Here is a 21,856-nt window from a genome sequence, read left to right on the forward strand (position 1 = left end):
CGGCGGTCAGGCTTCGACGATCTCGACCTCGTGGCCGTCCTGATCCTTCGTGAACGCGTAGCGGTCGTCACAGGAGGCCGGGTCGCGGTAGTCCCGGGCGTGCCGTTCCATCAGGGTGTCCCAGTAGTCGTGGAGGTCGTCGGCGCGGACCGCGAGATGCCCCCACGCGTCGCCCATCGTGTACGAGCGGCCGTCGTAGTTGTAGGTGAGTTCGACGGCCATCGCGGCGTCGGTTGCGCCCTCGGGCTTCATGAAGTAGTTCGCGAAGGAATCGGACTCCCACCGGCCGGTGTGTTCGTACTCGAACTTCCGGGTCCAGAACCCCAGCGCCTCGTCGGCGTCCGCGACGCGGATCATCGTGTGGTCGAGGCTCCATTTCGGCAGGTCGGGGTCGCGCTGGACGATCTCGACCTCGTGGCCGTCGGGGTCCTTCACGAACGCGTACCGGCCGCCACAGGACTCGGGGTCGCGGTAGTCGTCGACGCCCTCGTCCAGCAACTGGTGGTAGTGTTCTTCGAGTTCGCCCTCGGGCACCCGGACCGCGATGTGACCCCACGCGTCGCCCATCTCGTAGGTGCGGTCGTCGTGGTTGTAGGTGAGTTCGAGCTTCGCGCCCTCGTCGTGCATCCCCTCGGGACCGAGAAAGACGTTGGTGAAGGTGTCGGCCTCCCAGCGGCCCTTCTCCTCGTAGTTCAGGTGGGTATCGTACCACTCCAGCGACGCTTCGAGGTCTTCGACGCGGATCATCACGTGATCGAGCACACCGGACATACGCGGAGGGACGGTCGCCGCAATCAAAAAGGGTGCCGAAGCCTGTCAGTCGTCGGGAGCGTCGCCGTCGTCGCTGGGGTCGTCCGCGCCGTTTCGAGTTCGACCCCGATAGTGAACCGCGGCGACCGCGAGCAACGCCGCCGACCCCACCGGCCACGCCACCCGGTTCGGTTGGATGGAAAAACCCCACGCGAGTTGTGCCTGTGCGACGGCCGCGACGGCGAGCAGTCCGGCGGTCACGCGGCGGTCCTCCCGGCCCGTCCGCCGGCCGATCGCGGCGCTCGCAACGGCGGCGGCGTACACCCCGACCGACAGCGGCCACGCGAGGATGTACTCGGGCAACCCCCTCGTGTACAGGAACAGGAACTCCGGAAGGGTCGTCACCATCGGGGGAGTGGTGTTGACGAGCCCCCACGCGAAAAGCAGGGTCGCGTCCCGCCCGGAGAACACCTGCACCGACCACGGGACCGCAAGCAGCCCCGGGAAGGCGAGCATCGCCAGCCGCGACCGAACGGTCGAGGTCGCCACGACGGTCACTTCCGGGCGACGACGCGGAGCACGTCCTCGTCTTCGAGTTCGTGGCCGCGGCCGACCTGCTGTTCGTCGTGTTTCGCGCTCGGCCCGGTCACCCGGGCGAACCGGAACCGCTCCTCTAAGCTCCCGCCGAGCTTCCGTAGGGCGTCGTCGACGGTGTTTTCGCCTTCCATCAGGACCAGCGGCTCCTCGTAGTCGACGCCGCGGCCGGGCTTGTCCATATACACCCGGATCAGGCCGAGTTCCTCCCAGAGGCGCTCCCTGAACGCGTCGAGGCCCCTCTCGGCTTCCGCGCTGATGAACACCGCCTCCTCGGGGTCGACGCCGACATCCCGGAGGTTCTCCTCGACGGTGGGGAGGTACTCGCGGTCGATGAGGTCGGCCTTGTTGACCGCCACCATCGAGGGGAGGTACACCCGATTGTCCATTATGCCGTCGATGAGTTCGTCGATGGTGTGGTTGCCGCGGACGGTCACGTCGGCGTTGACGTAGCCGTGCTCTCTGAGCACGCTCGCGACCGTGTCCTCGTCGAGGGAGACGTCGTCGGAGGCGGTGACCTGGATGCCGCCCTTGCCGCGTTTGGAGATGGTGACGTTCGGCGGCTCGGCGTCGACCCGGATCTTGTTCGCGTACAGCTCCTCCTGGAGGCGTTCGTACCGCTCGATCTCGAACACGGAGAGGAGAAACACCACGAGGTCGGCCGTCCGGACGACCGAGAGAACGGCCTTCCCGTCGCCGCGGCCGCCGGCCGCCCCCTCGATGAGCCCCGGGACGTCGAGGATCTGGATGTTGGCGCCGTTGTGCTTCAACATCCCGGGGTTGACGTCGAGGGTGGTGAACTCGTACTCGCCGACCTCGCTGTCGGCGTTGGTGAGGGCGTTGATCAGCGTCGACTTGCCGACGCTGGGGAACCCGACGAGGGCGACGGTCGCGTCCCCGGTCTTCTCGACTGCGTACCCGTGGCCGCCGCCGGCGGAGGACTGGTTTTCGAGTTTCTCCTTTTTCTCGGCGAGCTTCGCCTTCAGCCGGCCGATGTGCTCCTCGGTCGCCTTGTTGTACGGCGTGTTTGCGATCTCCTCGCGGAGTTCCTCGATCTCCTCCTCCAGTCCCATCGGATATTGCTCTACGACCCCCGTCGAAAAAGGTGTTCTTTCCGCGTGCCGTCCGCGTGTGCCCCGACGCGGAACGAAGCGTTTTGTACGCTCCGGTGCGTAGGTGGGATAATGGGAGCTGAACCGGAACCGGGACTCTCGGAGCAGTATCGGCGGGCGAGCCCCTGGCCCCTCTTCGTCGCCCTCGGCATCCCGATCGCGGAGGTCGGGATCGTCTTCGACCTGTTTCCGATCGCCGTCGGCGGCCTGCTCCTGTTCGGCGGGAGCGCGGCGGGGATGGCCACGGAGGCGGGCTACGCGAAGACGCCGTGGCGGGCGCTTGTCGGCGCCGCCGTCCCGTTCGCCGCGTTGGGGCTCGGGTTCGTTTACACCCCGATCGACCTCCCGGATCGCGGGTACGCCATCCTCGCGGCCGCGGCGATCCTGGTCGCAATCGCCGTCGCCGGTAGGCTGTTCGCACAGGACGCTGACCCGCCGTACTAGCCGGTCCGGTACCGCCTGCTGCGACGAATCAACAACCTATTTCCTCCTCCGCGGGAACGGGCGGGTATGAGCAACGAGATCTTCGACCGGGAGACGCAACTCGACCTCCTCGTCAACGTCATTCCGCTCTTCATTCTCGCGTTCTTCATCGTGGGCTTTCTCGTGTTCGCGCCGTTCGGGATCGACCCGCTCGCGTCGGCGATCCAGTTCGGGCTGATCGCGGTCCCGTTCGTGCTGCTTTCGGTCCTGACGTACTTCGCGGCGGTCGCGGTCGCCGGCAGCGAGAACGACGGGCCGGTCTACCTCCCCGGACAGGCAAGCGTCTCGGGGGCCGAACCGCTCGAAGTCCCCGACGACGAGGGTACGGAGGCGGTCCCCGAGGACGCGGCGGCGGCCGCAGAACTCGACGAACCTGCGGAGCCTGAGGACGTAGCGGCGGAGTCGGACGACGACGCCGAATCCGCGGCGGACGACGCGGCCGACGAACCAGCGGACGCGACGGCTGACTCCGACTCGGCGGACGGCGACGAGCAGCCCTCCTGACCCGGAGGATCCCCGGCGCGTCGGCCGGATCCGCTCTCGATCGATCGCCGGGATCACCCGTAGCCCGAGCCGGCCCGCCCGGGTCCGGACGCGAACGCGGCACCGCGCCGACGGCGGCGGCTTCCCGAACCTTTCATTACCTTTGGATACTCACCCGCAACTATGCAGGTCAACGGACAGCTGGCGCTGACGGTCCTCATGGGGCTCTTCCTGGTGGCCGTCGCCGCGTGGGTCGCGCGGGTCGAAAACTGGCGCTCGTACACGCCGATCGCCGGCGGCGGTGGGTACGGGCAGGAGGAAAGTTACGTCTCCAGCGAGAAACCGTCGGGCGTCATCAGGTGGCTCACCACGGTGGACCACAAGGACATCGGACTGCTCTACGGCACGTACGCGCTCATCGCGTTCGTCGTCGGCGGACTGATGGTCGTCGTGATGCGGCTTGAACTCATCGCCCCCGGGCAGACGCTCATCTCGAACACGTTCTACAACTCGCTTTTGACGAGCCACGGCATCACGATGCTGTTCCTGTTCGGGACGCCGATCATCGCCGCGTTCGCGAACTACCTGGTGCCGCTCCTGATCGGCGCGGACGACATGGCGTTCCCGCGGATCAACGCCATCGCCTTCTGGCTGCTGCCGCCCGCCGCCTTGCTCATCTGGGCGGGCTTTTTCCCGATCGGGAACATCATCCCGGCGCAGACAGCCTGGACGATGTACACGCCGCTGTCGACCGGCGCGGGGCTCGGGAACCAGGGGAACGCCGGCGTCGACCTGTTCCTCCTCGGACTGCACCTCTCGGGCGTCTCAGCGACGATGGGGGCGATCAACTTCATCGCGACCATCTTCACCGAGCGTGGCGAGGAGGTCTCCTGGGCGAACCTCGACATCTTCTCGTGGACGGTCCTGACCCAGTCGGGGCTGATCCTCTTCGCGTTCCCGCTTCTGGGCAGCGCGATCGTGATGCTGCTTTTCGACCGTAACTTCGGCACCACGTTCTTCTCCGGTGAGGGCGGCGCGATGCTGTGGCAGCACCTCTTCTGGTTCTTCGGCCACCCCGAGGTGTACATCCTGGTGTTGCCGCCGATGGGGATCGTCAGTTACGTCCTGCCACGCTTTGCGGGCCGCCGGCTGTTCGGGTTCAAGTTCGTCGTCTACTCCACGCTCGCGATCGGCGTCCTCTCGTTCGGCGTGTGGGCGCACCACATGTTCGCGACCGGGATGGACCCCCGGCTGCGGGCGTCGTTCATGGCGGTCTCGCTCGCGATCGCGATCCCGAGTGCGGTCAAGACGTTCAACTGGATCACGACGATGTGGAACGGCCGGGTGCGGCTCACCACCCCGATGCTGTTCTGTATCGGGTTCGTCTCGAACTTCATCATCGGCGGCGTCACCGGCGTGTTCCTCGCGTCGATCCCGATCGACCTCGTGCTCCACGACACCTACTACGTGGTGGGTCACTTCCACTACATCGTGATGGGCGCGATCGCGTTCGCCGGCTTCGCCGGGCTGTACTACTGGTACCCGCTGTACACGGGGCGGATGTACCAGAAGACGCTGGGGAAGATGCACTTCTGGCTCTCGATGATCGGGACGAACGTCACGTTCTTCGCGATGATCCTGCTGGGCTACGGCGGGATGCCGCGGCGGTACGCAAACTACCTGCCGCAGTTCGCGACGCTCCACCAGCTGGCGACCTTCGGCGCCTTGATCCTGCTGGTCGGCCAGATCATCTTCGTGTGGAACTTCGTGCAGTCGTGGCTCGAAGCCCCGAAGGTCGACGACGGCGACCCCTGGGACCTCAAGGATTCGAACCTCTACACCGCCGAGTGGGACTGGTTCGATCAGAAACTCCAGACCGCGATCGCCGACGGCGGCGAGGACGAAGAGGGGCCCGCGGTGGCCGACGGCGGGCGGACGACGGCCGACGCCGACGAGTAACTCCGCGGTTCGCCGACGAGTAACTCCGCGGTTCGATGCCGTTTCTTCGGTAGGGTTCCGCCCGCCGGCGCTCAGACCGCGAGGATGATTCCGGTGGCGAACATCAACACCACGATCGACGCGAGGACGACCGCCAGGAGGTCCCGATCACTCATACTCCCGTTTGCAGGGGGGCGATCATATGAGCGTCGGTTCCGCGGGACCGACCCGCAAACGGGTGGCTTAACCCCGAGCGTCGCCGACACCTCGGCGTGACCGAACGCGACGTCGCCGAGGGGACGCCGGAATCGTCACCGGGATCGACCGGCCGCGACGGCCGCCGGTTCGTGCTCCTGCTGTACGTCGCCTTGGTCGGCGTCGGGGCCGCCGCGGGCTTTCTGACCGGGACGTTCGTCGACGGACTCCAGCAGCCGCGGTTCCTGTTTCTGGTCCCGTTTCCCGCCACGCCGGCCGGGTTCGCCGCCTACGGCGGGCTGACGCTCGCCCTGGTGCTCGGGGTGCCCCTGGCGCTCGTGATCTACGTGTCACGGACGATCGACGACGGCGGGTGAGTCGCGGCCGCGACCGACCGGTCGGCGTTGCCCCCGTCGGTCCGGCTATCCTTTTTATTCCGGGCGGGCGTAGCACATAGTGATGGACGTAGACGAACACGCCGAGGAACTCGCCTCCGCCCTCGGTGTTGACAAAGCGGAGGTCAAAGACGACTTGCAGAACCTGCTGTCGTACAGCGTGCCCGTCGACGAGGCGAAACAGAGCATCCGCCGGAAACACGGCGGAAGCGGCGGCAACGACGCGACGCCGACAACGAAGGATGTCGGCGACGTCACGACCGCCGACGGCAACGTCACCGTGACCGTCCGGGTGCTGTCGGTCGGCCGCCGGTCGATCCGGTACCAAGGCGAGGAACAGACGATCCGGGAAGGCGAGTTCGCCGACGGGACCGGTCGGATCTCCTACACCGCGTGGGAGGACTTCGGCTTCGAGCCCGGCGATTCCATCACCGTCGGCAACGCCGGCGTCCGCGAGTGGGACGGCGACCCCGAGCTCAACATCGGCCAGTCCTCGACGGTCGCAATCGAGACGACGCCCGTGGAGGTGCCCTACGACGTCGGCGGCGATTCCGACCTCGTGGACCTTCGAGCGGGCGACCGCGGCCGCAACGTCGAGGTCAAACTCCTCGAATCGGAGGAGCGCGTCATCGACGGCCGCGACGGCGACACCACCATCCGGTCGGGCGTCGTCGCCGACGAGAGCGGCCGGCTCCCCTTTACCGACTGGGAGGCCCGGCCCGAACTCCGGGAGGGCTCGGAACTCCGGTTCGAGGAGGTGTACGTCCGGGAGTTCCGTGGCGTCCCGCAGGTGAACCTCTCTCAGTACACCACCGTGACGCCGCTGGGCCGCTCGATCGACGTCGACGACGAGGCGACGCGGCTCCCGATCGGCGAGGCCGTCGCCGCCGGCGGGCTGTTCGACGTCGAGGTCGTCGGCAACGTCCTCGAAGTCCGGGACGGCTCCGGGCTCATCGAGCGGTGCCCCGACTGCGGGCGGGTACTACAGAACGGGCAGTGTCGCGCCCACGGCGACGTCGACGGCGAGGACGATATGCGCGTGAAGGCGATCATCGACGACGGTACCGGCACGGTGACCGCGATGCTCGACCGCGAGCTCACCGAGGCGGTGTACGGCGGCACGATGGCGGAGGCGATGACCGCCGCCCGCGACGCGATGGACAAGGCGGTCGTCGCCGACGAGATCCGCGAGCGGATCGTCGGCCGCGAGTACCGGATCCGCGGGAACCTCTCTGTCGACGACTACGGTGCAAACCTCGAAGCAACCGAGTTCGAGCGGACTGACGAGGATCCCGCGGCGCTCGCAACCGACCTGCTTTCGGAGGTGCGCGGATGAGCGACGAGGTCCAAGAGCGGGAGATCGCCCGCCGGGTGTTCGCCGCGGAGTTCGACGACGCTACCCTTTCGTACTCGGAGAGCGACGAGGAGCGCGCGCCCAACTACGTGGTGACCCCGACCGGCGCGCGGGTCAACCGGCTGTTCGCGGTCGGCGCGCTCACCGAGGTCGAGGCGGTCAACGACGACGTCCTCCGGGGTCGAATCGCCGACCCCACGGGGGCGTTCGTGACCTACGCCGGCCAGTACCAGCCCGACGCCGCGGGCTTTCTCGAACGGACGACCCCGCCGTGTTTCGTCTCGATCACGGGCAAGGGGCGGACCTACCAGCCGGAGGACTCAGACCGGATCTTCACCTCGGTCCGGCCCGAGAGCCTCACCGAGGTCGACGCCGACACCCGGGACCGGTGGGTCGTTGCTGCCGCCGACGCAACGCTCGATCGGATCGCGACGATGGCCGCGGCGCTCGACCTCGACGCCCGCGGCGAGGACCTCCGGGCGGAACTGGAGTCCCGCGGCGTCGACGCCGCGCACGCAAGCGGCGTCGTGCGTGCGATCGACCACTACCGGCCGACCGAACACTACCTCGAAGCGGTCCGGCGGCTCGCGGTCCGGTCGCTGGACCTCGTCGCTGGCGAGCGCGACACCGTCGAGACGCTCGATGTCGCCCCCGACGAGGCGGGGCCGAACGAACTCGGGGCGCTCCCGGCGGTGCCGGCGGCGTCGACCGCATCCGGCGGATCGGCGGAGCCAGCCGGTGCGACGCCGAGCCCCGAGGCATCCGGCGCCGACGCCGAATCCACGGCTGCCCGGGACGCAGGCGGCGGGACGAGCGTGGGCGACACGGCCACAATCGAGGGGACGACAGCCGCGAGCGAGGAGTCAGCCACGAGCCCGACCGACGATGCGTCGACCGCCGGCGATGGCCCCGGGGAGGCCGGATCGACGGCGTCGGAGCCGTCGACCGCGGCGGACGAGGAAGTCGACGCGACCGCGGGGTCGGACGACGACCTCGGCGACTTCGGCGCCGACGACCCCGACGAGTCGGAGTTATACGAACTCGACGAGGAGGAACGCGCCGAGATCGAATCCGAGTACGACACCGAGTTCGCCACCGGCAACGAGGTCGACGATCCCGGCGAAGCCGACATCGACGTCCCGGACGTCGAGGACCTCGAAGCCGAGGCGGCCGCCGCGGCCGAGGGCGACGCCGGGTCGTCGGCCGACGGTTCGGCTACGTCCGGAAGCCCCTCCGCCGACTCCACGGTGGACCCGACACCCGCAGCCGGCGGCGGGGCCGACGGGACGGACGCGGATGCCGCCGCCGACACGGCGTCGGACGCGGGCGGGGCCGACGACGTCGACCTCGAAGCCACCGCCGTCGACGTGATGAGCGACCTCGACGACGGCGACGGCGCCGACCGGGAGGCCGTCGTCGAACGGGTGGTCGAAGCGCACGGCGTCGACGCCGACGCGGTCGAGTCCGCGATCCAGGACGCCCTGATGGGCGGGAAGTGCTACGAGCCCGCAGAGGGCCGCCTGAAAGCCATCTGATGGCGGACGCGACGGGGATCGGGGACGCCGACCCGCTGGTCGAACCGCTCCCGGGCGACCCCGCCGCCGTGGTCCGGATCGGCGACGGGGAGACGGCGCTCGTGGTCGCCGACTACCACGCCGGGATCGAGGCCGGACTCCGGTACGAGCGGGGCGTCGAACTCGAGAGCGACGCCGACCTCCGTCGGATCCGCCTGCTCGGCCTGCTCGACCGGACCGACCCCGACCGGCTGGTGGTGCTCGGCGACCTGGGGCACCGCGTCGGCGGTGCCGACGGCACGGAGGCCGAGGAACTCGACGACCTCCTGGCCGCCGTGCTCGACCGCGTCCCGGTGACGCTGGTCCCGGGCAACCACGATACCGGCGTCGGCGACCGCTTTGCGGCCGAGAGCCGGTTCGCCGTCGCGGACCGCACGGACACGAGACTTGGCCGGGTGGGGTTCGCCCACGGCCACACGTGGCCGTCCCGCGACGCCCTGGGCGGCGAGGTGCTCTGTATCGGCCACGAACACCCCGCCGTCAGGCTCGAAGACAGCGTCGGCGGCGGGCGGAAGGAGCGGGCGTGGCTCCGGGGGCCGCTCCGTTCCGGGCCGTTCGCCGAGCACTTCGGGATCGACGCTTCGGACCTGGCGTGGACCGACCCCGAACTCGTGGTCTTCCCGGCGTTCAACGACCGATCGGGCGGGACGTGGGTGAACGTCGAGGGGCAGGGCTTCCTCTCGCCGTTTCTCCCCGACGCGCTCGTCGACAGCCGGACGGACGCGTACCTGCTCGACGGGACGCGGCTCGGCCCGTACCGGTCGGTGTAGCTGCCGGGACGCTCGGTCGCGCGGGCCGGCCTTCCGGTCTCAGACCGCCCCGAGGACGGTGACGACCGCGTAGAGCACGGCACCGACGATCGCCGCGAGGACGGCGAGGTTCCACTCCTCGGGGCCGCCGACGCGGTCGCGACGGAGGAGCGCGTACCCGGCGCTCGCGGCGACGAGGACGCCCCCGATGCCGCCGCCGGTCGACGGGAGGTCGGTCGGCGGCAGGAACGCCGCCGCCGACAGCGCGCCGTACGCGAGGATCGCGATCCAGAAGCTTCGACGGGGACTCATACGCGACGATACGATCTCCCGACGGACGAATCTTGGCCCGGGAACGTCGGGCTTAATCCCGTCGCGCCGGTAGTGGAGGCGATGACAGACCGGCCCGTGAACCGGGGAATGGACGCGTTTGCGAGCCTCGGCGACGCGGTCCGTGCGGCGCTCTCCGAGCGCGGGTTCGCGACCCCGACCGAGCCCCAGCGCCGGGCGATACCCCCGCTTGCGGCGGGCCGGAACGCCCTGGTGATCGCGCCCACCGGGACCGGAAAGACCGAGACCGCGATGTTGCCGGTGTTCGACGCGATCGTCCGCGCCGATCCCGAAGAGCGGGAGGGGCTGTCGGCGCTGTACATCACCCCGCTGCGCGCGCTGAACCGGGATATGCGCGAGCGGCTGGAGTGGTGGGGGAGCACCCTCGACGTCGAGATCGACGTGCGACACGGCGATACCACCCAGTACCAGCGGTCGAAGCAGGCCGACGACCCCCCGGACGTGCTGGTGACGACGCCCGAGACGCTCCAGGCGATGCTGACCGGGAAGAAACTCCGGTCGGCGCTGTCGGACGTCCGCCACGTCGTCGTCGACGAGGTTCACGAACTCGCCTCCGCGAAGCGCGGCGCGCAGTTGACGATCGGGTTGGAGCGGCTCCGGGCGCTCGCCGGACCGTTCCAGCGGATCGGCCTCTCGGCGACGGTGGGGTCGCCCGAGGAGGTGGGGCGGTTCCTCACCGGCGACCGCGACTTCGAGATAATCGCGGTCGACGTCGGCAGCGAGGTCGAGTTCGAGGTCGTCCACCCCGAACTCACGCCCGAGGACGAGCGGCTGGCGGGCGAACTCGCGACCGACGCCACCATCGCGAGCCACGTCCGACTCGTCCGCGACATCGTGTGCGACCACGAGTCGACGCTGGTGTTCGTCAACACCCGTCAGACCGCCGAGGCGCTGGGGTCGCGGTTCAAGGCGCTCGACGAGCCGATCGAGGTCCACCACGGGTCCCTGTCGAAGGACGTCCGGATCGATGTCGAAGAGCGGTTCAAGGCCGGCGACCTCGACGCCCTGGTCTGTACCTCCTCGATGGAACTCGGGATCGATGTGGGCCGGGTCGACCACGTCGTCCAGTACGGGAGTCCCAGGGAGGTCTCGCGGCTGCTCCAGCGGGTCGGCCGCGCGGGCCACCGCCGGGACGAGGTCTCCCGCGGCACGCTCGTGACGTCCTCACCTGACGACACCCTGGAGGCGCTCGCGATCGCGCGCCGCGCCGCGTCGGGGGAGGTCGAGCCGGCGCGGATCCACCACGCCAGCCTCGATACGGTCGCAAACCAGATCGTCGGGATCGTGATGGACGAAGGCGAGGTGTCGGCGCGGCGGGCCTACGGGATCGTGACCGCGGCGTACCCGTTTGCTGACCTCGACGAGGAGACGTTCCGGCAGGTCGTCCGGGAGCTCTCGAAGAACCGGCTGCTGTGGCTCGACGAGGATCGGGACCGGTTGGAGAAATCGGGCGGGACCTGGCAGTACTTCTACGCCAACCTCTCGATGATCCCCGACGAGGAGACCTACGAGGTCCACGACATCTCCTCGCGGGGGCCGGTTGGCACGCTCGACGAGCGGTTCGTGGTCAACTTCGCCGAACCGGGCGCGGCGTTCGTCCAGCGCGGCGAGATGTGGCGGATCAACGACATCAACGACGACGAGGCGCGGGTGAACGTCACCCCGATCGAGGATCCGAGCGGCGAGGTCCCGTCGTGGACCGGCTCCGAGATCCCGGTCCCCGCCCACGTCGCCCGCGAGGTCGGCGAGATCCGCGCGGTGGCGGCCGACCAGTTCGAGACCGGTGCCGACCGCGAGGCCGTCGCTCGCGACCTCCTGGCGCGGTACCCCACTGACACCCACACCCTGGCTACGGCCCTGACGCCGATCGAACGCCAGGTCGAGGCGGGCCGTCCCATCCCGACGGCCGACCGGTTCGTCGTCGAGGGCCGGGGGCGGGAGGTCGTGCTCAACAGCACCCACGGCCACCGGATCAACGAGACGTTCGGCCGACTGTTGGCCGCCTTGGTCGGGCAACGAACCGGCTCGTCGGTCGGGATGGAGGTTTCGCCGTACCGGATCGAACTCGAAGTCCCCTCCCGGGCGTCCGCCCGCGACGTGGTCGAGGTGCTGGAGACGACCCAGCCCGAACACGTCGAACCCACGCTCGAACTCGCGCTCCGGAACTCCGAGACCCTGAAGTTCACCCTCGCGCAGGTCGCCGCGAAGTTCGGCGCGCTCAAGCGGTACCAGGGGCGGGAACGGTTCGGCGCCGACCGGCTGCTCGCCGCCTTAGCGGACACCCCCGTCTACGACGAGGCCGTCCGGGAGGTGTTCCACGTCGACCTCGCGGTCGACGCCGCCGCGTCGCTGCTTGCCGACCTCCACGACGGATCAGCCTCCTTGGAGACCGCCCGCGAGCGGACCCCGATCGGCACGGGCGGGCGCTCCAGCGGCCGGGAGCTGGTCGTCCCCGAGAACGCCGACGCGAGCGTGATCGAGACGGTGAAAGAGCGCATCCACGACGACCGGGTGCGGCTGCTGTGTCTCCACTGCACCGACTGGGAGCACACGACGAAGGTGCGCCGCGTCCGCGACCAGCCGGAGTGTCCGGAGTGCGGCGCGACCCGGATCGCCTGCCTCAACCCGTGGGACGAGGAGACCGTCGCCGCGGTGGGGGCGACCGACCGCGACGACGAGGCCGAGCGGCTGGTGAAGCGGGCCTACCGCGCCGCGAGCCTGGTTCAGAGCCACGGCAAGCAGGCCGTGATCGCCTTAGCGGCCCGCGGGGTCGGCCCCCAGACCGCCGCGCGGATCATCGGGAAGCTGCGGGAGGACGAACGGGACTTCTACCGCGACATCCTCAAGCAGGAGCGGCAGTACGCGCGGACGCAGTCGTTCTGGGACTGAGCATCCCTCAACGATCCGGGACTGGGCATCCCCCAGTTACGATCCGACGTGATCGAGCAGGATGTCGGCTACCCGGTCGGGGTACTCGTGTGGGACCCAGTGCGTGGCATCGTGGAACCGTTCGAGGCTGGCTTCCTCGCAGTAGTCGGCGCTCTCCGGCGCCATCTCGGGAACGAGCGCCTGATCGTTCTCTCCCCAGACGATGCACGTGGGGGCAGTGACACGCTCACGCTGGGGATCCTCGCGGTGTCGGAAGAGCGACCGGTACCAGCTGAGCATCGCAGTCAGCGCCCCCGCCTGCGACCACGCCCCGCGATACCGCTCGAAGTCCGTCTCGCTGAACGTCCCCGGCCGAGCACCCTCCCGCATCGTTTTCGTCATAAATTCGTACTCGTCCCGTCCGACGAACCACTCCGGGAGACGAGGAAGCTGGAAAAAGAACATATACCAACTCTTTCGCATCTGCGTCGGGTTCGATCGGAGTGTTCGTTCGAACACCGTCGGGTGGGGGACGTTGATGATTCCGAGCCGGTCGACCACGGCGGGATGGCGGAGGGCCAGATCCCACGCGACGGCGGCCCCCCAGTCGTGACCGATGACGTGGGCAGCCTCCCGACCTTCGGTCCCGATCAGATCGACGATATCTCCCGAGAGCTGGGTGATCCGATACGACGAGCTGCCGGTCGGCTTCTGGCTGCGGTTGTAGCCGCGCTGATCGGGGATGAGGACCCGATATCCGGCCTCAACGAAGGGCTCGACGTAGTCGTGCCACTCGTACCAGAACTCCGGGAACCCGTGGAGCAAGACGACCAGCGGGTCGTCCGGATCACCGGCGCTGACGACGTGGAGGGAAACCCCGTTCACGTCGCGGAAGTCACGTTCGACCGACGGAACGTCCGGGGTCGGGGCGCTGGCATCAGGTTCCGTTTCCATCGTCGTTGCGTCAATTCGTGTCGCCAATCGGAAATAAAACTGCGGATGCGACCATCGGTGTCGAGAGCGAACCGGATACGAAGTCGGTCTCTGAACTGAGAGGCAGCCTCACGCATCGGATGAACTAACCCGCGCCAACGCCGCCTCGAAATGGTCCCGCGTCACCGCCACCTCGTCGGCGTGGTCGTTGGCTGCCTCGCCCTTGTAGGCGCCGACGACGTCCTCGATCGCCCGCATCGACGCGTCCCGGACGACCGCCGCGATGTCGGCGCCGGAGTATCCCTCGGTCCGAGCGGCGAGGTCGTCGCGGTCGACGTCGTCGCCGAGCGGCCGGTCATCGAGGTGGACGTCGATGATCTCCCGGCGGGCGGCCTCGTCCGGCTCCGGGACGTGGACGTGGGACTCCAGCCGCCCGGGGCGCAGCAGCGCGGGGTCGAGGGCGGCCTTCCGGTTCGTCGCCGCGAGCACCACCAGGTTGGGGTGATCGGACACGCGATCGAGTTCGGTCAGGAGTTGGGAGACGACGCGCTGGCCGACGCCGGAGTCACCGCCGGCGCCGTCGCGGTTGGTCGCGACCGCGTCGATCTCGTCGAAGAAGACGATCGCGGGCGCGGCCTGTCTGGCGCGCTCGAACACCTCCCTGACGGCCTTCTCGGACTCGCCGACGTACCGATCCAGGAGTTCGGGGCCGGCGACCTGCACGAAGTTGACGCCGCTTTCGCCCGCGATCGCCCGCGCCAGCAGGGTCTTGCCGGTCCCCGGCGGGCCGTGAAGCAACACGCCGGTCGGCGGGTCCGTCCGCGCGGCGTCGAACAGCGGGCCGTAGGTGAGCGGCCACGTCACCGCGCGTTCGAGCGTCCGCTTGGCCTCGGCCAGCCCGCCGACGTCCGCGAACGTGGTCGTCGGCGACTCCGCGACGTACTCCCGCATCGCCGAGGGATCGACCGACGCCATCGCGGCTTCGACGTCCGCCCGGGTCACCTCCAGGCCCGTGATCGGGGCGTCGGCGTCGCCGCGGCGGCCGCGCCGGAGCGCGACCATCGCCGCCTCCGTCATGAGCGACTCGAGGTCAGCCCCGACGAAGCCGTGGGTGCGGGACGCCAGCCGGTCGACGTCGACGTCGTCGGCGAGCGGCATCCGCCGGGTGTGGACTTCGAGGATCTCCCGGCGGCCGCGCTCGTTGGGGACGCCGATCTCGATCTCGCGGTCGAACCGGCCGCCGCGGCGGAGGGCCGGATCGAGGGTGTCGACGCGGTTCGTCGCGCCGATCACCACCACGTCCCCACGGGCGTCGAGGCCGTCCATCAGCGAGAGCAGTTGGCCGACCACGCGGTTCTCCACGTCGCCGTCGTCGTCGCGCTTGCCCGCGATGGAGTCGATCTCGTCGAAGAAGACGATCGCGGGCGCGTTCTCGCGGGCCTCGGCGAACTTCTCGCGGAGCTTCTCCTCGCTTTCGCCCTTGTACTTCGACATGATCTCCGGGCCGGAGACGTCGACGAACGTCGCGTCGACCTCGTTTGCGACCGCCCGCGCGATCAGGGTCTTGCCGGTCCCGGGCGGGCCGTAGAGCAGCACCCCCTTCGGCGGGTCGATCCCGAGGTGGGCGAACACCTCCGGCTCCGAAAGGGGAAGTTCGATCATCTCCCGCACGAGGTCGAGTTCCTCGTCGAGCCCGCCGATGTCCTCGTAGGTGACCGTCGGCGAGGGGGCGGCGTCGTTGCCCGGGGTCGGGCCGCCGTCCCCGCCGCCCTCGCTCCGCCCCGCGACCGAGGAAACCACGCGGCTCACGCGGCCCTCCCGTGCGAGTTTCAGCCGCGTCGAGTCGGTGACGCGGACCATCCCCTCGGGGTCGGTTTCGGCAACCACGAACGGCTCGGCGCTCAGCGACTCGAAGTGGATCTGGCCGCCGGGCTGGATCGGCCGGTCCCGGATCGCACGTTTGATCAGTTCGACCGCGCGTGCGTCGTCCTCGAAGGCGACGTCCTCGGGCATCGACAGCGTGACCGACCGGGCGTCGTCGACATCGACCTTCCGGACCCGAACCGTGCCGCCGATCTTCGCGCCGGCGTTCGTCCGGGTGTCGGCGTCGACCAGGATCGTGCCGTCGGGAACGTCGCCGGCGGCGGGCCACACCTTCGCGACGGTCTCGCCCTCGCCCGCAACCACCACGGTATCGCCACTGAGGACGCCCAGCCGCTTTCTGACCGGCTCCGGCAGCCGGGCGATCCCCCGGCCGGCGTCCCGCTTTTCGGCCCCACGAACGGTGAGTTCGAGGCCGTCGTCCGCGTTCATACACCCGTTTCGGTGGCCGGCGTCTTTTGTCTTGCCCGGGAGGACGGACGGTGGATTCGGGGGAAGCGTTTTTAGTTCGTAACGATCTCACTCCGAATATGGTGTCGACCGTGCAGCGGGACGGCCAGACGTGGTACGAGTGCGAGGAGTGTGGCCTGCTGCTCGACGACAGGTCGGACGCGGAGGCTCACGAGGAGAACTGCGACGCCGAGGAGCCGTCGTACCTGCAGTGAGGCGACCGTCCCGGGGACTTGTCTCCCCGGGGTCCCCGTGCCGCCGGACCGGCGGCACGGAAAAATGGAAGTCGTATCGGCCGGTTACACGACGGTGATAGCCCCGGAGACAGCCTTTGTCGCCCTCCTTTTCGTCGTCGTCTCCGTGCCCGTTTTCGTCGGCACCGTCGCCCTGGCGAACCGCGCGACCGGCGACGACGAGGTCGCGGAACTGCGGTAACGGGTCGAACGGCTGGACGCGGAACTGGACTCCGAGCGGGCGTAATCCCCGTCGGCCCGGGATGTGGGACCCACCCGGCGCCGGACCCGACGGGTCCGCTACCACAACAGCAGCCACCCCGCAGCCGCGACGGCCGCAACGACGACGACCGCAACGACGAACGACAGCACGGGATCGCCGACAGTCAGTATCACCGCGACGCCGACCGCCGCCGCGACCGCCGCGAGTCCGACGAACGTCAGCCTCTCACGGGCGTCCCCGCCGGCCGGCACGGAAACGTCCGGAAGCGACCTGTTCGCCAGCCCGCGGACGCCCATCCCGGTGGTGGATCGTTCCATCGGATGCCCGCGCTTCGTCCCCCGAGCCGACGTACTGACGGTCCGCGCCGTCGAGTCGTCCTCCCCCGCCGTCCCGCCGGCCCGTTGCGATCCGTCGTGACCGCCTGTCTTTCCTGCATCGTCGCGCCCGCCGTCATCCGGGGCAATAGTGACCTCGATGCGCTCGCGTTCGGCCCCGTACCCCGTGACGACTTCGAGGTGGCCGGTGACCTCGTCGCCGTCAGCCACCGTCCCGATCGGCACCCGGACGGTCCCGCCTCCCTCGACGTAGTGGTTCCCCTCCTTCAACCGGGCCGCCTCCGAGAGGTCGTCGGCCAGGTGGACGTGAACGTGCACGGCCCCGCCCGCGTTCGAGAGTTCGAGGTGGAAGGGCCCCCGAACGGTGACCGCGTCGGGGGCGTCGATGGCGTGGACGGAACCGGCGTTCAGTTCGACCGGGAGCGACTCCGACACGTCGGCACCCACGACGGCAACGTGTAAAAGCGTTTAGGGCTACTCGTCGTCGCGCATGTCCGGCGGCAGGAGGTTCGGGATCCCGTCCTCGATCGGGTAGACCTCCCCGGTGACGCTGCCGATCAGCCGCCCCTCGATTATCTCGTCGCCGTCGCGTTCGTCGACTTCGAGTTCGAGGTCGCTCTTGTCGAGGGGGTCACAGAGGACGTCCATCAGTGACTCTTTCATTACCTCCGGGAAGGAAAGCGGCGGCAAAAAGGCTACGGGTTCGGGCCACCGGTCCCGGTCCGGCCGGGCCGCCGACGTTACTCGCCGGCCCCGAACGGGTCGACGAGTTCGACGGTCTCCGTGCGGTCGGGACCGACGCCCACGGCGTAGATCGGCGCGCCGGTCTCCTCGGAGACGTACTCCAGGTACGTCCGCGCGTTCTCGGGGATGGCGTCGTAGCCGTCCTCGGCGACCGCAGACCAGTCGACCGCCGGCCACGGCTCGAACGATCGGAGGTTCGGCTCGCATCGACCCCACCGCTCGGTGGTCGCGGGCATCGTGAACAGTTTCTCGCCGTCGAGGTCGTAGGAGTGACCCACCTTCACCTCCTCTAGGCCGGCGAGGACGTCGACGTGGTTGACCGCGATGCCGGTGAACCCGTTTGCGCGGGCGGCGTGGCGGAGCATCGGGACGTCGAGCCACCCGATGCGCCGCGGGCGGCCGGTGACGGTCCCGAACTCCCCGCCCTTCTCGCGGATCTCGTCGGCCAACCGCTCGTCGTCGCCGTCGAGTTCGGTCGGCAGCGGCCCGGTGCCGACCCGGGAGAGGTACGCCTTCACGATCCCGACGACCTCCCCGCGGCCGACCGCGGTCGGGCCGACGCCCGTGCCGGTCGCGGCGCCGCCGGCGGTCGGGTTCGAGGAGGTCACGTACGGGTAGATGCCGTGATCGATGTCGATCGACGTCCCCTGTGCGCCCTCGAACAGGACCTCCTCGCCGTCGTCGAGGTACCCACCGAGGAACTTCCCGGCGTTGACCGTCATCGACTCCGCTTCGAGTCGCTCGCCGATCGCGCGGTACTCCTCGTAGAGCGCGTCGACATCGAACGCTTCGCCGACGTCGACGCCGAAGACGTCCTCGGCGAGCGTGCGCTTCTGCGGGACCACGTACTCCAGGCGCTCCCTGAGCACCCCGGGGTCCAGCAGGTCGCCGACCCGGATCCCACGCCGGCCGGCCTTGTCCTCGTAGGTCGGGCCGATGCCGCGGCCGGTCGTGCCCGCGTCGAGGTCGGAGTCGGACTTGGCCTCCTCCTCGATCCCGTCGAGCACCCGGTGGTACGGCATGATCACGTGGGCGCGCCGGGCCACGCGGACGTCCGGGTCGATGCCGCGGTCGCGGAGGCCGTCGATCTCCTCGAAGAGCGTCCGCGGGTTCACCACACAGCCGTTGCCGAGGACGCCGACCGTCCCGCGGACGGCCCCGCTCGGGACCAGGGACAGCTTGTACTCGTCGCCGCCCTCGACGACGGTGTGGCCCGCGTTGTCCCCGCCCTGGTACCGGGCGACGACGTCGGCGCCGCCTCCCCACAGGTCGACCAAGGCGCCCTTGCCCTCGTCGCCCAGCTGGGAGCCGACGATCGTCACAGTCATACACGCCGGTTCTCCGCGCCCCGTAAAACCCATTACGGTCCGTCACGCCACCAGTAGTAACGGTCGTTCCCGCGGGCAGCCGCCGGCCGGGGTCGGCTGGCCCCGCTCGGCACGGGCGGTTCACGCACCGGAGGGCAACATTTAAACCCGGCCCAGACGAGTTAACAGGTAACATGATAGACCGACTGGAAAAGGAAGTGGATATGCTCGAACGGCACCTCCAGGTACTCAGGATGGTGATCGACAGCGAACCGATCGGAATCGTCAAGATGTCGAACGAGACCGGCTATCCGCACCACAAGGTCCGCTACTCCCTCCGCGTTCTGGAGGAGGAAAACCTCATCGAACCGTCGAGCCAAGGGGCGATCACGACCGAGCGGACCGCGGAGTTCGTCGACGAACTCGACGAGAAGCTCGACGGGATCGTCAACAAACTCGACGAGATGAAGATCGAAGAGACCGTCGAAGTCGAAGGGTAAGCCGGTCCGCCCGTCGCCCGTGCCGTCGAACGGGGCTCACGTTCGTCGCAGTCGAGTCGCTTTTCGCCGACCGCGATACCGTCCACTCAGAGTTCCGGCACGTTCAGGTGGAACTCCCCGTTCCGCGCCTCGACCAGACAGAGGTGATACCCACGTTTCCGCGAGAGCTTCACGAACGAGCGTTTGCTCGACCGCGAGAGGATCCCCCCGCCGGTCCGGTCGCCGACCGTCTCCAAGGCACCGGGTTCGAAGAACGACTCGGTGACGTAGAACCCCGCAGCGAGCGTTTCGGCCTCGCTCGCGACGGTGTGGGTGTTCTCCACGAGCGAGCCGACCATCGCCTCGGTCGTCGCGTCCCGGGAGGAGTTGATGTCCGCCACGAACAGGGGATCGCCCATCCGGTCTCTGAACACGACGTCGAAGGAGCGCTGCTCGACGCCGTCGTCGGTCTCGACGCCGACCTCCCCGCGGACCTCGACCCGGTCGATGTCGGGGATGGCGTCGAACAGCCCCGCCAGGCTCGACCGGTTCCCGGTCTCGCCGATCTCGTAGAGCAGGTCCCCGATGACCCACCGCGCGAACGCGTGTTCGGTGGTGTCACGGAGGAACTCCTCGTAGGGCCGGCCGTCGACGGCGACCCCCTCGGTCTCGAAGGTGGTGTGATGTTCGAGCCGGAGGTTCTCCCGGACGTCCGACCGTGAGGCGTCGCCCGCCTGGGCGTGTTTCAGCGTCGCCCGCCCCTTGCTGTCGTACCGCACGAACAGGTTCGTCCCCGAGAGCGCCCGATCCGGCGACATCGACTCCGAGGCGCTTTCGCCCCCGTCGTCGTCGAGCCGGGACTGGAGCCGATCGACCTCCGAACGGAGCCGCTCGCGCTCGGCTTCGAGTTCCTCGATCCGTTCGGTCCGCTCGGCCCGCTCGTTCCGGAGGCTGTCGCGCTCCTCGATCAGCTCCTCGCGTTCCGAAAGCAGGCTGTCGCGCTCGTCTTCGAGCGACTCGATCCGGCCTCGGGCACGGGAGAGCCGCTGTTTCAGCGCTTCGACGTCGGCTCCCCCCTGTGCGTCGCCCTCGGACTGCGGAGCGCCGGCCGCCCGGCGGCTCGCGTCCTGGTGGGTGCGGTCCCGTGCCGCCCGGCGCCGCTGCCGCTGCCGCTGCATCCGGGCGGTCCGCTCGCGAGCGTCGTCCTCGCTTTCGTTACCGTCCTCGCCGCCGGACTCCTCGGGATCCAGCGACGGGATGGTCCGTGCCCGCTGCCACCGCTCCTCGTCGGTGAGCGCACCGCCGGACCCCTCCGAGTCGCCGGGCTCCCCGTCGGTCGATCGGCTGTCCGAGTTGGAACCAGAATCGGTCCCGCCGGGTGCTGTCGCGGTGTCCCCGTCGGCGTCGGGCGTGGTCGGACTCGTGGGGGGTGACTCGTCTTCGGCGACCGGGGCTGTTGTACCCTCTGCAGCCGCATCCCGCTCCGCTTCGGCGTCGACCTCGCGCTCGGAGCCGGGGTCCACCCCGGAGTCGACGTCGGCGTCCGGATCCGGCTCGCCGTCGGCGTCGGAACCCGGATCCACGTCGGCGTCGGGATCCGTCCCGCGCTCCGTGCTCCCGGCGTCCGCCGGCGGGCCGCCGGCCTCGACCCGCGGTTCCGACCCCGCTCCGGGTTCGGGCTCGGGGTCGAGGGCCGGTTCCGGAGCGGGATCCGACGCGCCCGGCTCGTCGTCGACCGCGGGCTCCACGCGGCGCTCGGGCTCGGCTTCGTCCGCGGCGTCCGCGCCCCCTACCTCGCTTGCGGCCCCCGCGGCCGGGACGTCGTCCCCGTCGGGACCGTCATCGTCGACCGCGGGTTCGGGGATGTCGACGAGTTCGATGTCGACGTCGACGACCTCGTAGATGCCGACCTCGTCGGCGGCGGTCTCGAAGGCCTCCTCGCCGGTGATCAGTCGCTCGGAGCTGCCCACGAACGCGGCGCTCATCGACTTCCCGCCGTGGTAGACGACGTAGTAGTCCCCCGAGAGCACGTTCTCCGAGAGCTCGACGTACCCGGTGAACCCGCCGCTCGAAAGGGTCTGATCCACGTCCCGCAGCGGCGTCTCGTTCGTGTAGTAGTTCGCCCGAGTCTCGCCGTCGCGCTCCTGCATCGCAAAGAGCAGCGGCAGGCTGGGGTCGGCGGCGCGGTACGCCGTGGCGTCGGCGTCCTCGAAGTCCTCGATTCCCCCCTCGAAGATCCCGACGATCCGGCCGTTCAGGAGGAACGCCCACGCGGGGCCGGCGGAGACGGCCCCGCTGAACTCCCGGTCGGCGAGCCGGCGGAGCCCCTCGTACCCCGCTGGGGTGGCGACCGTCTCCCAGTCGGTCACCACGTCGATGGTTCGGCTGTGCATTCGTCTACGTATGGCGGAATGCGAATCAAATA

21 protein-coding genes are annotated in these 21,856 nt (G+C 69.3%); 11 read left to right on the forward strand and 10 right to left on the reverse strand.

Annotation, left to right across the window (positions count from 1 at the left end; genetic code table 11):
* Positions 1-6: 6 nt before the first annotated feature.
* From H5V44_RS06525 to H5V44_RS06535, 3 genes are read right to left on the reverse strand one after another with little or no spacing between them, the layout of a single operon-like run.
* Positions 7-771, reverse strand: a complete 765-nt coding sequence (locus H5V44_RS06525; RefSeq protein ID WP_185192304.1) for a VOC family protein — start codon at positions 769-771, stop codon at positions 7-9.
* 45 nt (positions 772-816) lie between these two features.
* Positions 817-1,299 carry a TIGR04206 family protein gene (locus tag H5V44_RS06530; RefSeq protein WP_343067694.1) on the reverse strand — a complete coding sequence of 161 codons (483 nt, stop codon included), beginning with the start codon at positions 1,297-1,299 and terminating at the stop codon, positions 817-819.
* A gap of 5 nt (positions 1,300-1,304) precedes the next feature.
* Complete coding sequence (locus H5V44_RS06535) at positions 1,305-2,417, reverse strand: OBG GTPase family GTP-binding protein (protein ID WP_185192305.1); 1,113 nt, start codon at positions 2,415-2,417, stop codon at positions 1,305-1,307.
* A gap of 111 nt (positions 2,418-2,528) precedes the next feature.
* Here H5V44_RS06535 and H5V44_RS06540 point away from each other — a divergent pair, with 111 nt between their 5' ends.
* From H5V44_RS06540 to H5V44_RS06570, 7 genes are all read left to right on the forward strand, one after another.
* Positions 2,529-2,900, forward strand: a complete 372-nt coding sequence (locus H5V44_RS06540) for a DUF7541 family protein (RefSeq protein WP_185192306.1) — start codon at positions 2,529-2,531, stop codon at positions 2,898-2,900.
* A gap of 66 nt (positions 2,901-2,966) precedes the next feature.
* A complete protein-coding gene (locus H5V44_RS06545) occupies positions 2,967-3,443 on the forward strand; it encodes a DUF6684 family protein (RefSeq protein WP_185192307.1) in 477 nt (158 codons plus the stop codon).
* Positions 3,444-3,641: 198 nt separating this feature from the next.
* On the forward strand, positions 3,642-5,381 hold the full coding sequence (locus H5V44_RS06550; RefSeq protein WP_185192687.1) for a cbb3-type cytochrome c oxidase subunit I: 1,740 nt from the start codon (positions 3,642-3,644) through the stop codon (positions 5,379-5,381).
* A gap of 251 nt (positions 5,382-5,632) precedes the next feature.
* Entirely contained in the window at positions 5,633-5,932 is a 300-nt protein-coding gene (locus H5V44_RS06555; protein WP_449271814.1) for a DUF7520 family protein, read from the forward strand.
* A gap of 82 nt (positions 5,933-6,014) precedes the next feature.
* Complete coding sequence (locus tag H5V44_RS06560; RefSeq protein ID WP_185192308.1) at positions 6,015-7,286, forward strand: Single-stranded DNA binding protein; 1,272 nt, start codon at positions 6,015-6,017, stop codon at positions 7,284-7,286.
* Positions 7,283-8,839 (forward strand): hypothetical protein, encoded by a 1,557-nt coding sequence (locus H5V44_RS06565; RefSeq protein WP_185192309.1) that lies wholly within the window; start codon positions 7,283-7,285, stop codon positions 8,837-8,839. Before H5V44_RS06560 ends, H5V44_RS06565 begins: the two co-directional genes overlap by 4 nt.
* The gene (locus H5V44_RS06570; protein WP_185192310.1) at positions 8,839-9,648 is read left to right on the forward strand and encodes a metallophosphoesterase; all 810 of its coding nucleotides are present in this window, start codon (positions 8,839-8,841) and stop codon (positions 9,646-9,648) included. Before H5V44_RS06565 ends, H5V44_RS06570 begins: the two co-directional genes overlap by 1 nt.
* 39 nt (positions 9,649-9,687) lie before the next feature.
* Here H5V44_RS06570 and H5V44_RS06575 read toward each other — a convergent pair whose 3' ends face one another.
* Entirely contained in the window at positions 9,688-9,939 is a 252-nt protein-coding gene (locus H5V44_RS06575; RefSeq protein ID WP_185192311.1) for a hypothetical protein, read from the reverse strand.
* Positions 9,940-10,020: 81 nt separating this feature from the next.
* Here H5V44_RS06575 and H5V44_RS06580 point away from each other — a divergent pair, with 81 nt between their 5' ends.
* Positions 10,021-12,867 (forward strand): DEAD/DEAH box helicase, encoded by a 2,847-nt coding sequence (locus tag H5V44_RS06580; RefSeq protein ID WP_185192312.1) that lies wholly within the window; start codon positions 10,021-10,023, stop codon positions 12,865-12,867.
* A gap of 36 nt (positions 12,868-12,903) precedes the next feature.
* Here the strand turns inward: H5V44_RS06580 and H5V44_RS06585 are convergent, their stop codons facing one another.
* Together H5V44_RS06585 and H5V44_RS06590 are read right to left on the reverse strand one after the other, a co-directional pair.
* Positions 12,904-13,800 (reverse strand): alpha/beta fold hydrolase, encoded by an 897-nt coding sequence (locus tag H5V44_RS06585; RefSeq protein ID WP_185192313.1) that lies wholly within the window; start codon positions 13,798-13,800, stop codon positions 12,904-12,906.
* 108 nt (positions 13,801-13,908) lie between these two features.
* The gene (locus H5V44_RS06590; RefSeq protein ID WP_185192314.1) at positions 13,909-16,092 is read right to left on the reverse strand and encodes an AAA family ATPase; all 2,184 of its coding nucleotides are present in this window, start codon (positions 16,090-16,092) and stop codon (positions 13,909-13,911) included.
* Between the two features lie 98 nt (positions 16,093-16,190).
* On the opposite strand from H5V44_RS06590, the gene H5V44_RS17780 reads away from it, so the two are divergent.
* Both H5V44_RS17780 and H5V44_RS06595 read left to right on the forward strand, forming a co-directional pair.
* Complete coding sequence (locus H5V44_RS17780; RefSeq protein ID WP_281381241.1) at positions 16,191-16,325, forward strand: DUF7128 family protein; 135 nt, start codon at positions 16,191-16,193, stop codon at positions 16,323-16,325.
* A gap of 64 nt (positions 16,326-16,389) precedes the next feature.
* Positions 16,390-16,545 (forward strand): hypothetical protein, encoded by a 156-nt coding sequence (locus tag H5V44_RS06595; protein WP_185192315.1) that lies wholly within the window; start codon positions 16,390-16,392, stop codon positions 16,543-16,545.
* Positions 16,546-16,643: 98 nt separating this feature from the next.
* On the opposite strand, the gene H5V44_RS06600 is transcribed toward H5V44_RS06595, so the two are convergent.
* The 3 genes from H5V44_RS06600 to H5V44_RS06610 all read right to left on the reverse strand — a co-directional run bounded on the left by H5V44_RS06600 (position 16,644) and on the right by H5V44_RS06610 (position 18,973).
* Positions 16,644-17,336, reverse strand: a complete 693-nt coding sequence (locus H5V44_RS06600; protein ID WP_185192316.1) for a DUF7524 family protein — start codon at positions 17,334-17,336, stop codon at positions 16,644-16,646.
* 39 nt (positions 17,337-17,375) lie between these two features.
* A complete protein-coding gene (locus H5V44_RS06605; RefSeq protein ID WP_185192317.1) occupies positions 17,376-17,564 on the reverse strand; it encodes a methytransferase partner Trm112 in 189 nt (62 codons plus the stop codon).
* Between the two features lie 77 nt (positions 17,565-17,641).
* Positions 17,642-18,973: an adenylosuccinate synthase gene (locus tag H5V44_RS06610; protein ID WP_185192318.1), complete on the reverse strand. Its 1,332-nt coding sequence runs from the start codon at positions 18,971-18,973 to the stop codon at positions 17,642-17,644.
* Between the two features lie 173 nt (positions 18,974-19,146).
* Here H5V44_RS06610 and H5V44_RS06615 point away from each other — a divergent pair, with 173 nt between their 5' ends.
* Positions 19,147-19,452, forward strand: a complete 306-nt coding sequence (locus H5V44_RS06615; RefSeq protein WP_185192319.1) for a hypothetical protein — start codon at positions 19,147-19,149, stop codon at positions 19,450-19,452.
* 86 nt (positions 19,453-19,538) lie between these two features.
* Here the strand turns inward: H5V44_RS06615 and H5V44_RS06620 are convergent, their stop codons facing one another.
* A complete protein-coding gene (locus H5V44_RS06620; protein ID WP_185192320.1) occupies positions 19,539-21,824 on the reverse strand; it encodes a DUF7527 domain-containing protein in 2,286 nt (761 codons plus the stop codon).
* Positions 21,825-21,856 lie beyond the last annotated feature (32 nt).

The organism is Halobellus ruber (assembly GCF_014212355.1).
In the GTDB taxonomy this organism is placed as follows: Archaea; Halobacteriota; Halobacteria; order Halobacteriales; family Haloferacaceae; genus Haloquadratum; species Haloquadratum rubrum.

What these genes read in the sequence shown, in the direction of transcription:
- H5V44_RS06575 (WP_185192311.1), bottom strand. Translation starts at nt 9,939, where the DNA reads ATGAGTCCCCGTCGAAGCTTCTGGATCGCGATCCTCGCGTACGGCGCG.
- H5V44_RS06595 (WP_185192315.1), top strand. Translation starts at nt 16,390, where the DNA reads ATGGAAGTCGTATCGGCCGGTTACACGACGGTGATAGCCCCGGAGACA.
- H5V44_RS06545 (WP_185192307.1), top strand. Translation starts at nt 2,967, where the DNA reads ATGAGCAACGAGATCTTCGACCGGGAGACGCAACTCGACCTCCTCGTC.
- H5V44_RS06560 (WP_185192308.1), top strand. Translation starts at nt 6,015, where the DNA reads ATGGACGTAGACGAACACGCCGAGGAACTCGCCTCCGCCCTCGGTGTT.
- H5V44_RS06525 (WP_185192304.1), bottom strand. Translation starts at nt 771, where the DNA reads ATGTCCGGTGTGCTCGATCACGTGATGATCCGCGTCGAAGACCTCGAA.
- H5V44_RS06565 (WP_185192309.1), top strand. Translation starts at nt 7,283, where the DNA reads ATGAGCGACGAGGTCCAAGAGCGGGAGATCGCCCGCCGGGTGTTCGCC.
- H5V44_RS06620 (WP_185192320.1), bottom strand. Translation starts at nt 21,824, where the DNA reads ATGCACAGCCGAACCATCGACGTGGTGACCGACTGGGAGACGGTCGCC.
- H5V44_RS06615 (WP_185192319.1), top strand. Translation starts at nt 19,147, where the DNA reads ATGATAGACCGACTGGAAAAGGAAGTGGATATGCTCGAACGGCACCTC.
- H5V44_RS06535 (WP_185192305.1), bottom strand. Translation starts at nt 2,417, where the DNA reads ATGGGACTGGAGGAGGAGATCGAGGAACTCCGCGAGGAGATCGCAAAC.
- H5V44_RS06580 (WP_185192312.1), top strand. Translation starts at nt 10,021, where the DNA reads ATGACAGACCGGCCCGTGAACCGGGGAATGGACGCGTTTGCGAGCCTC.
- H5V44_RS06540 (WP_185192306.1), top strand. Translation starts at nt 2,529, where the DNA reads ATGGGAGCTGAACCGGAACCGGGACTCTCGGAGCAGTATCGGCGGGCG.
- H5V44_RS06610 (WP_185192318.1), bottom strand. Translation starts at nt 18,973, where the DNA reads ATGACTGTGACGATCGTCGGCTCCCAGCTGGGCGACGAGGGCAAGGGC.
- H5V44_RS06590 (WP_185192314.1), bottom strand. Translation starts at nt 16,092, where the DNA reads ATGAACGCGGACGACGGCCTCGAACTCACCGTTCGTGGGGCCGAAAAG.
- H5V44_RS06585 (WP_185192313.1), bottom strand. Translation starts at nt 13,800, where the DNA reads ATGGAAACGGAACCTGATGCCAGCGCCCCGACCCCGGACGTTCCGTCG.
- H5V44_RS06550 (WP_185192687.1), top strand. Translation starts at nt 3,642, where the DNA reads ATGGGGCTCTTCCTGGTGGCCGTCGCCGCGTGGGTCGCGCGGGTCGAA.
- H5V44_RS06605 (WP_185192317.1), bottom strand. Translation starts at nt 17,564, where the DNA reads ATGAAAGAGTCACTGATGGACGTCCTCTGTGACCCCCTCGACAAGAGC.
- H5V44_RS17780 (WP_281381241.1), top strand. Translation starts at nt 16,191, where the DNA reads ATGGTGTCGACCGTGCAGCGGGACGGCCAGACGTGGTACGAGTGCGAG.
- H5V44_RS06570 (WP_185192310.1), top strand. Translation starts at nt 8,839, where the DNA reads ATGGCGGACGCGACGGGGATCGGGGACGCCGACCCGCTGGTCGAACCG.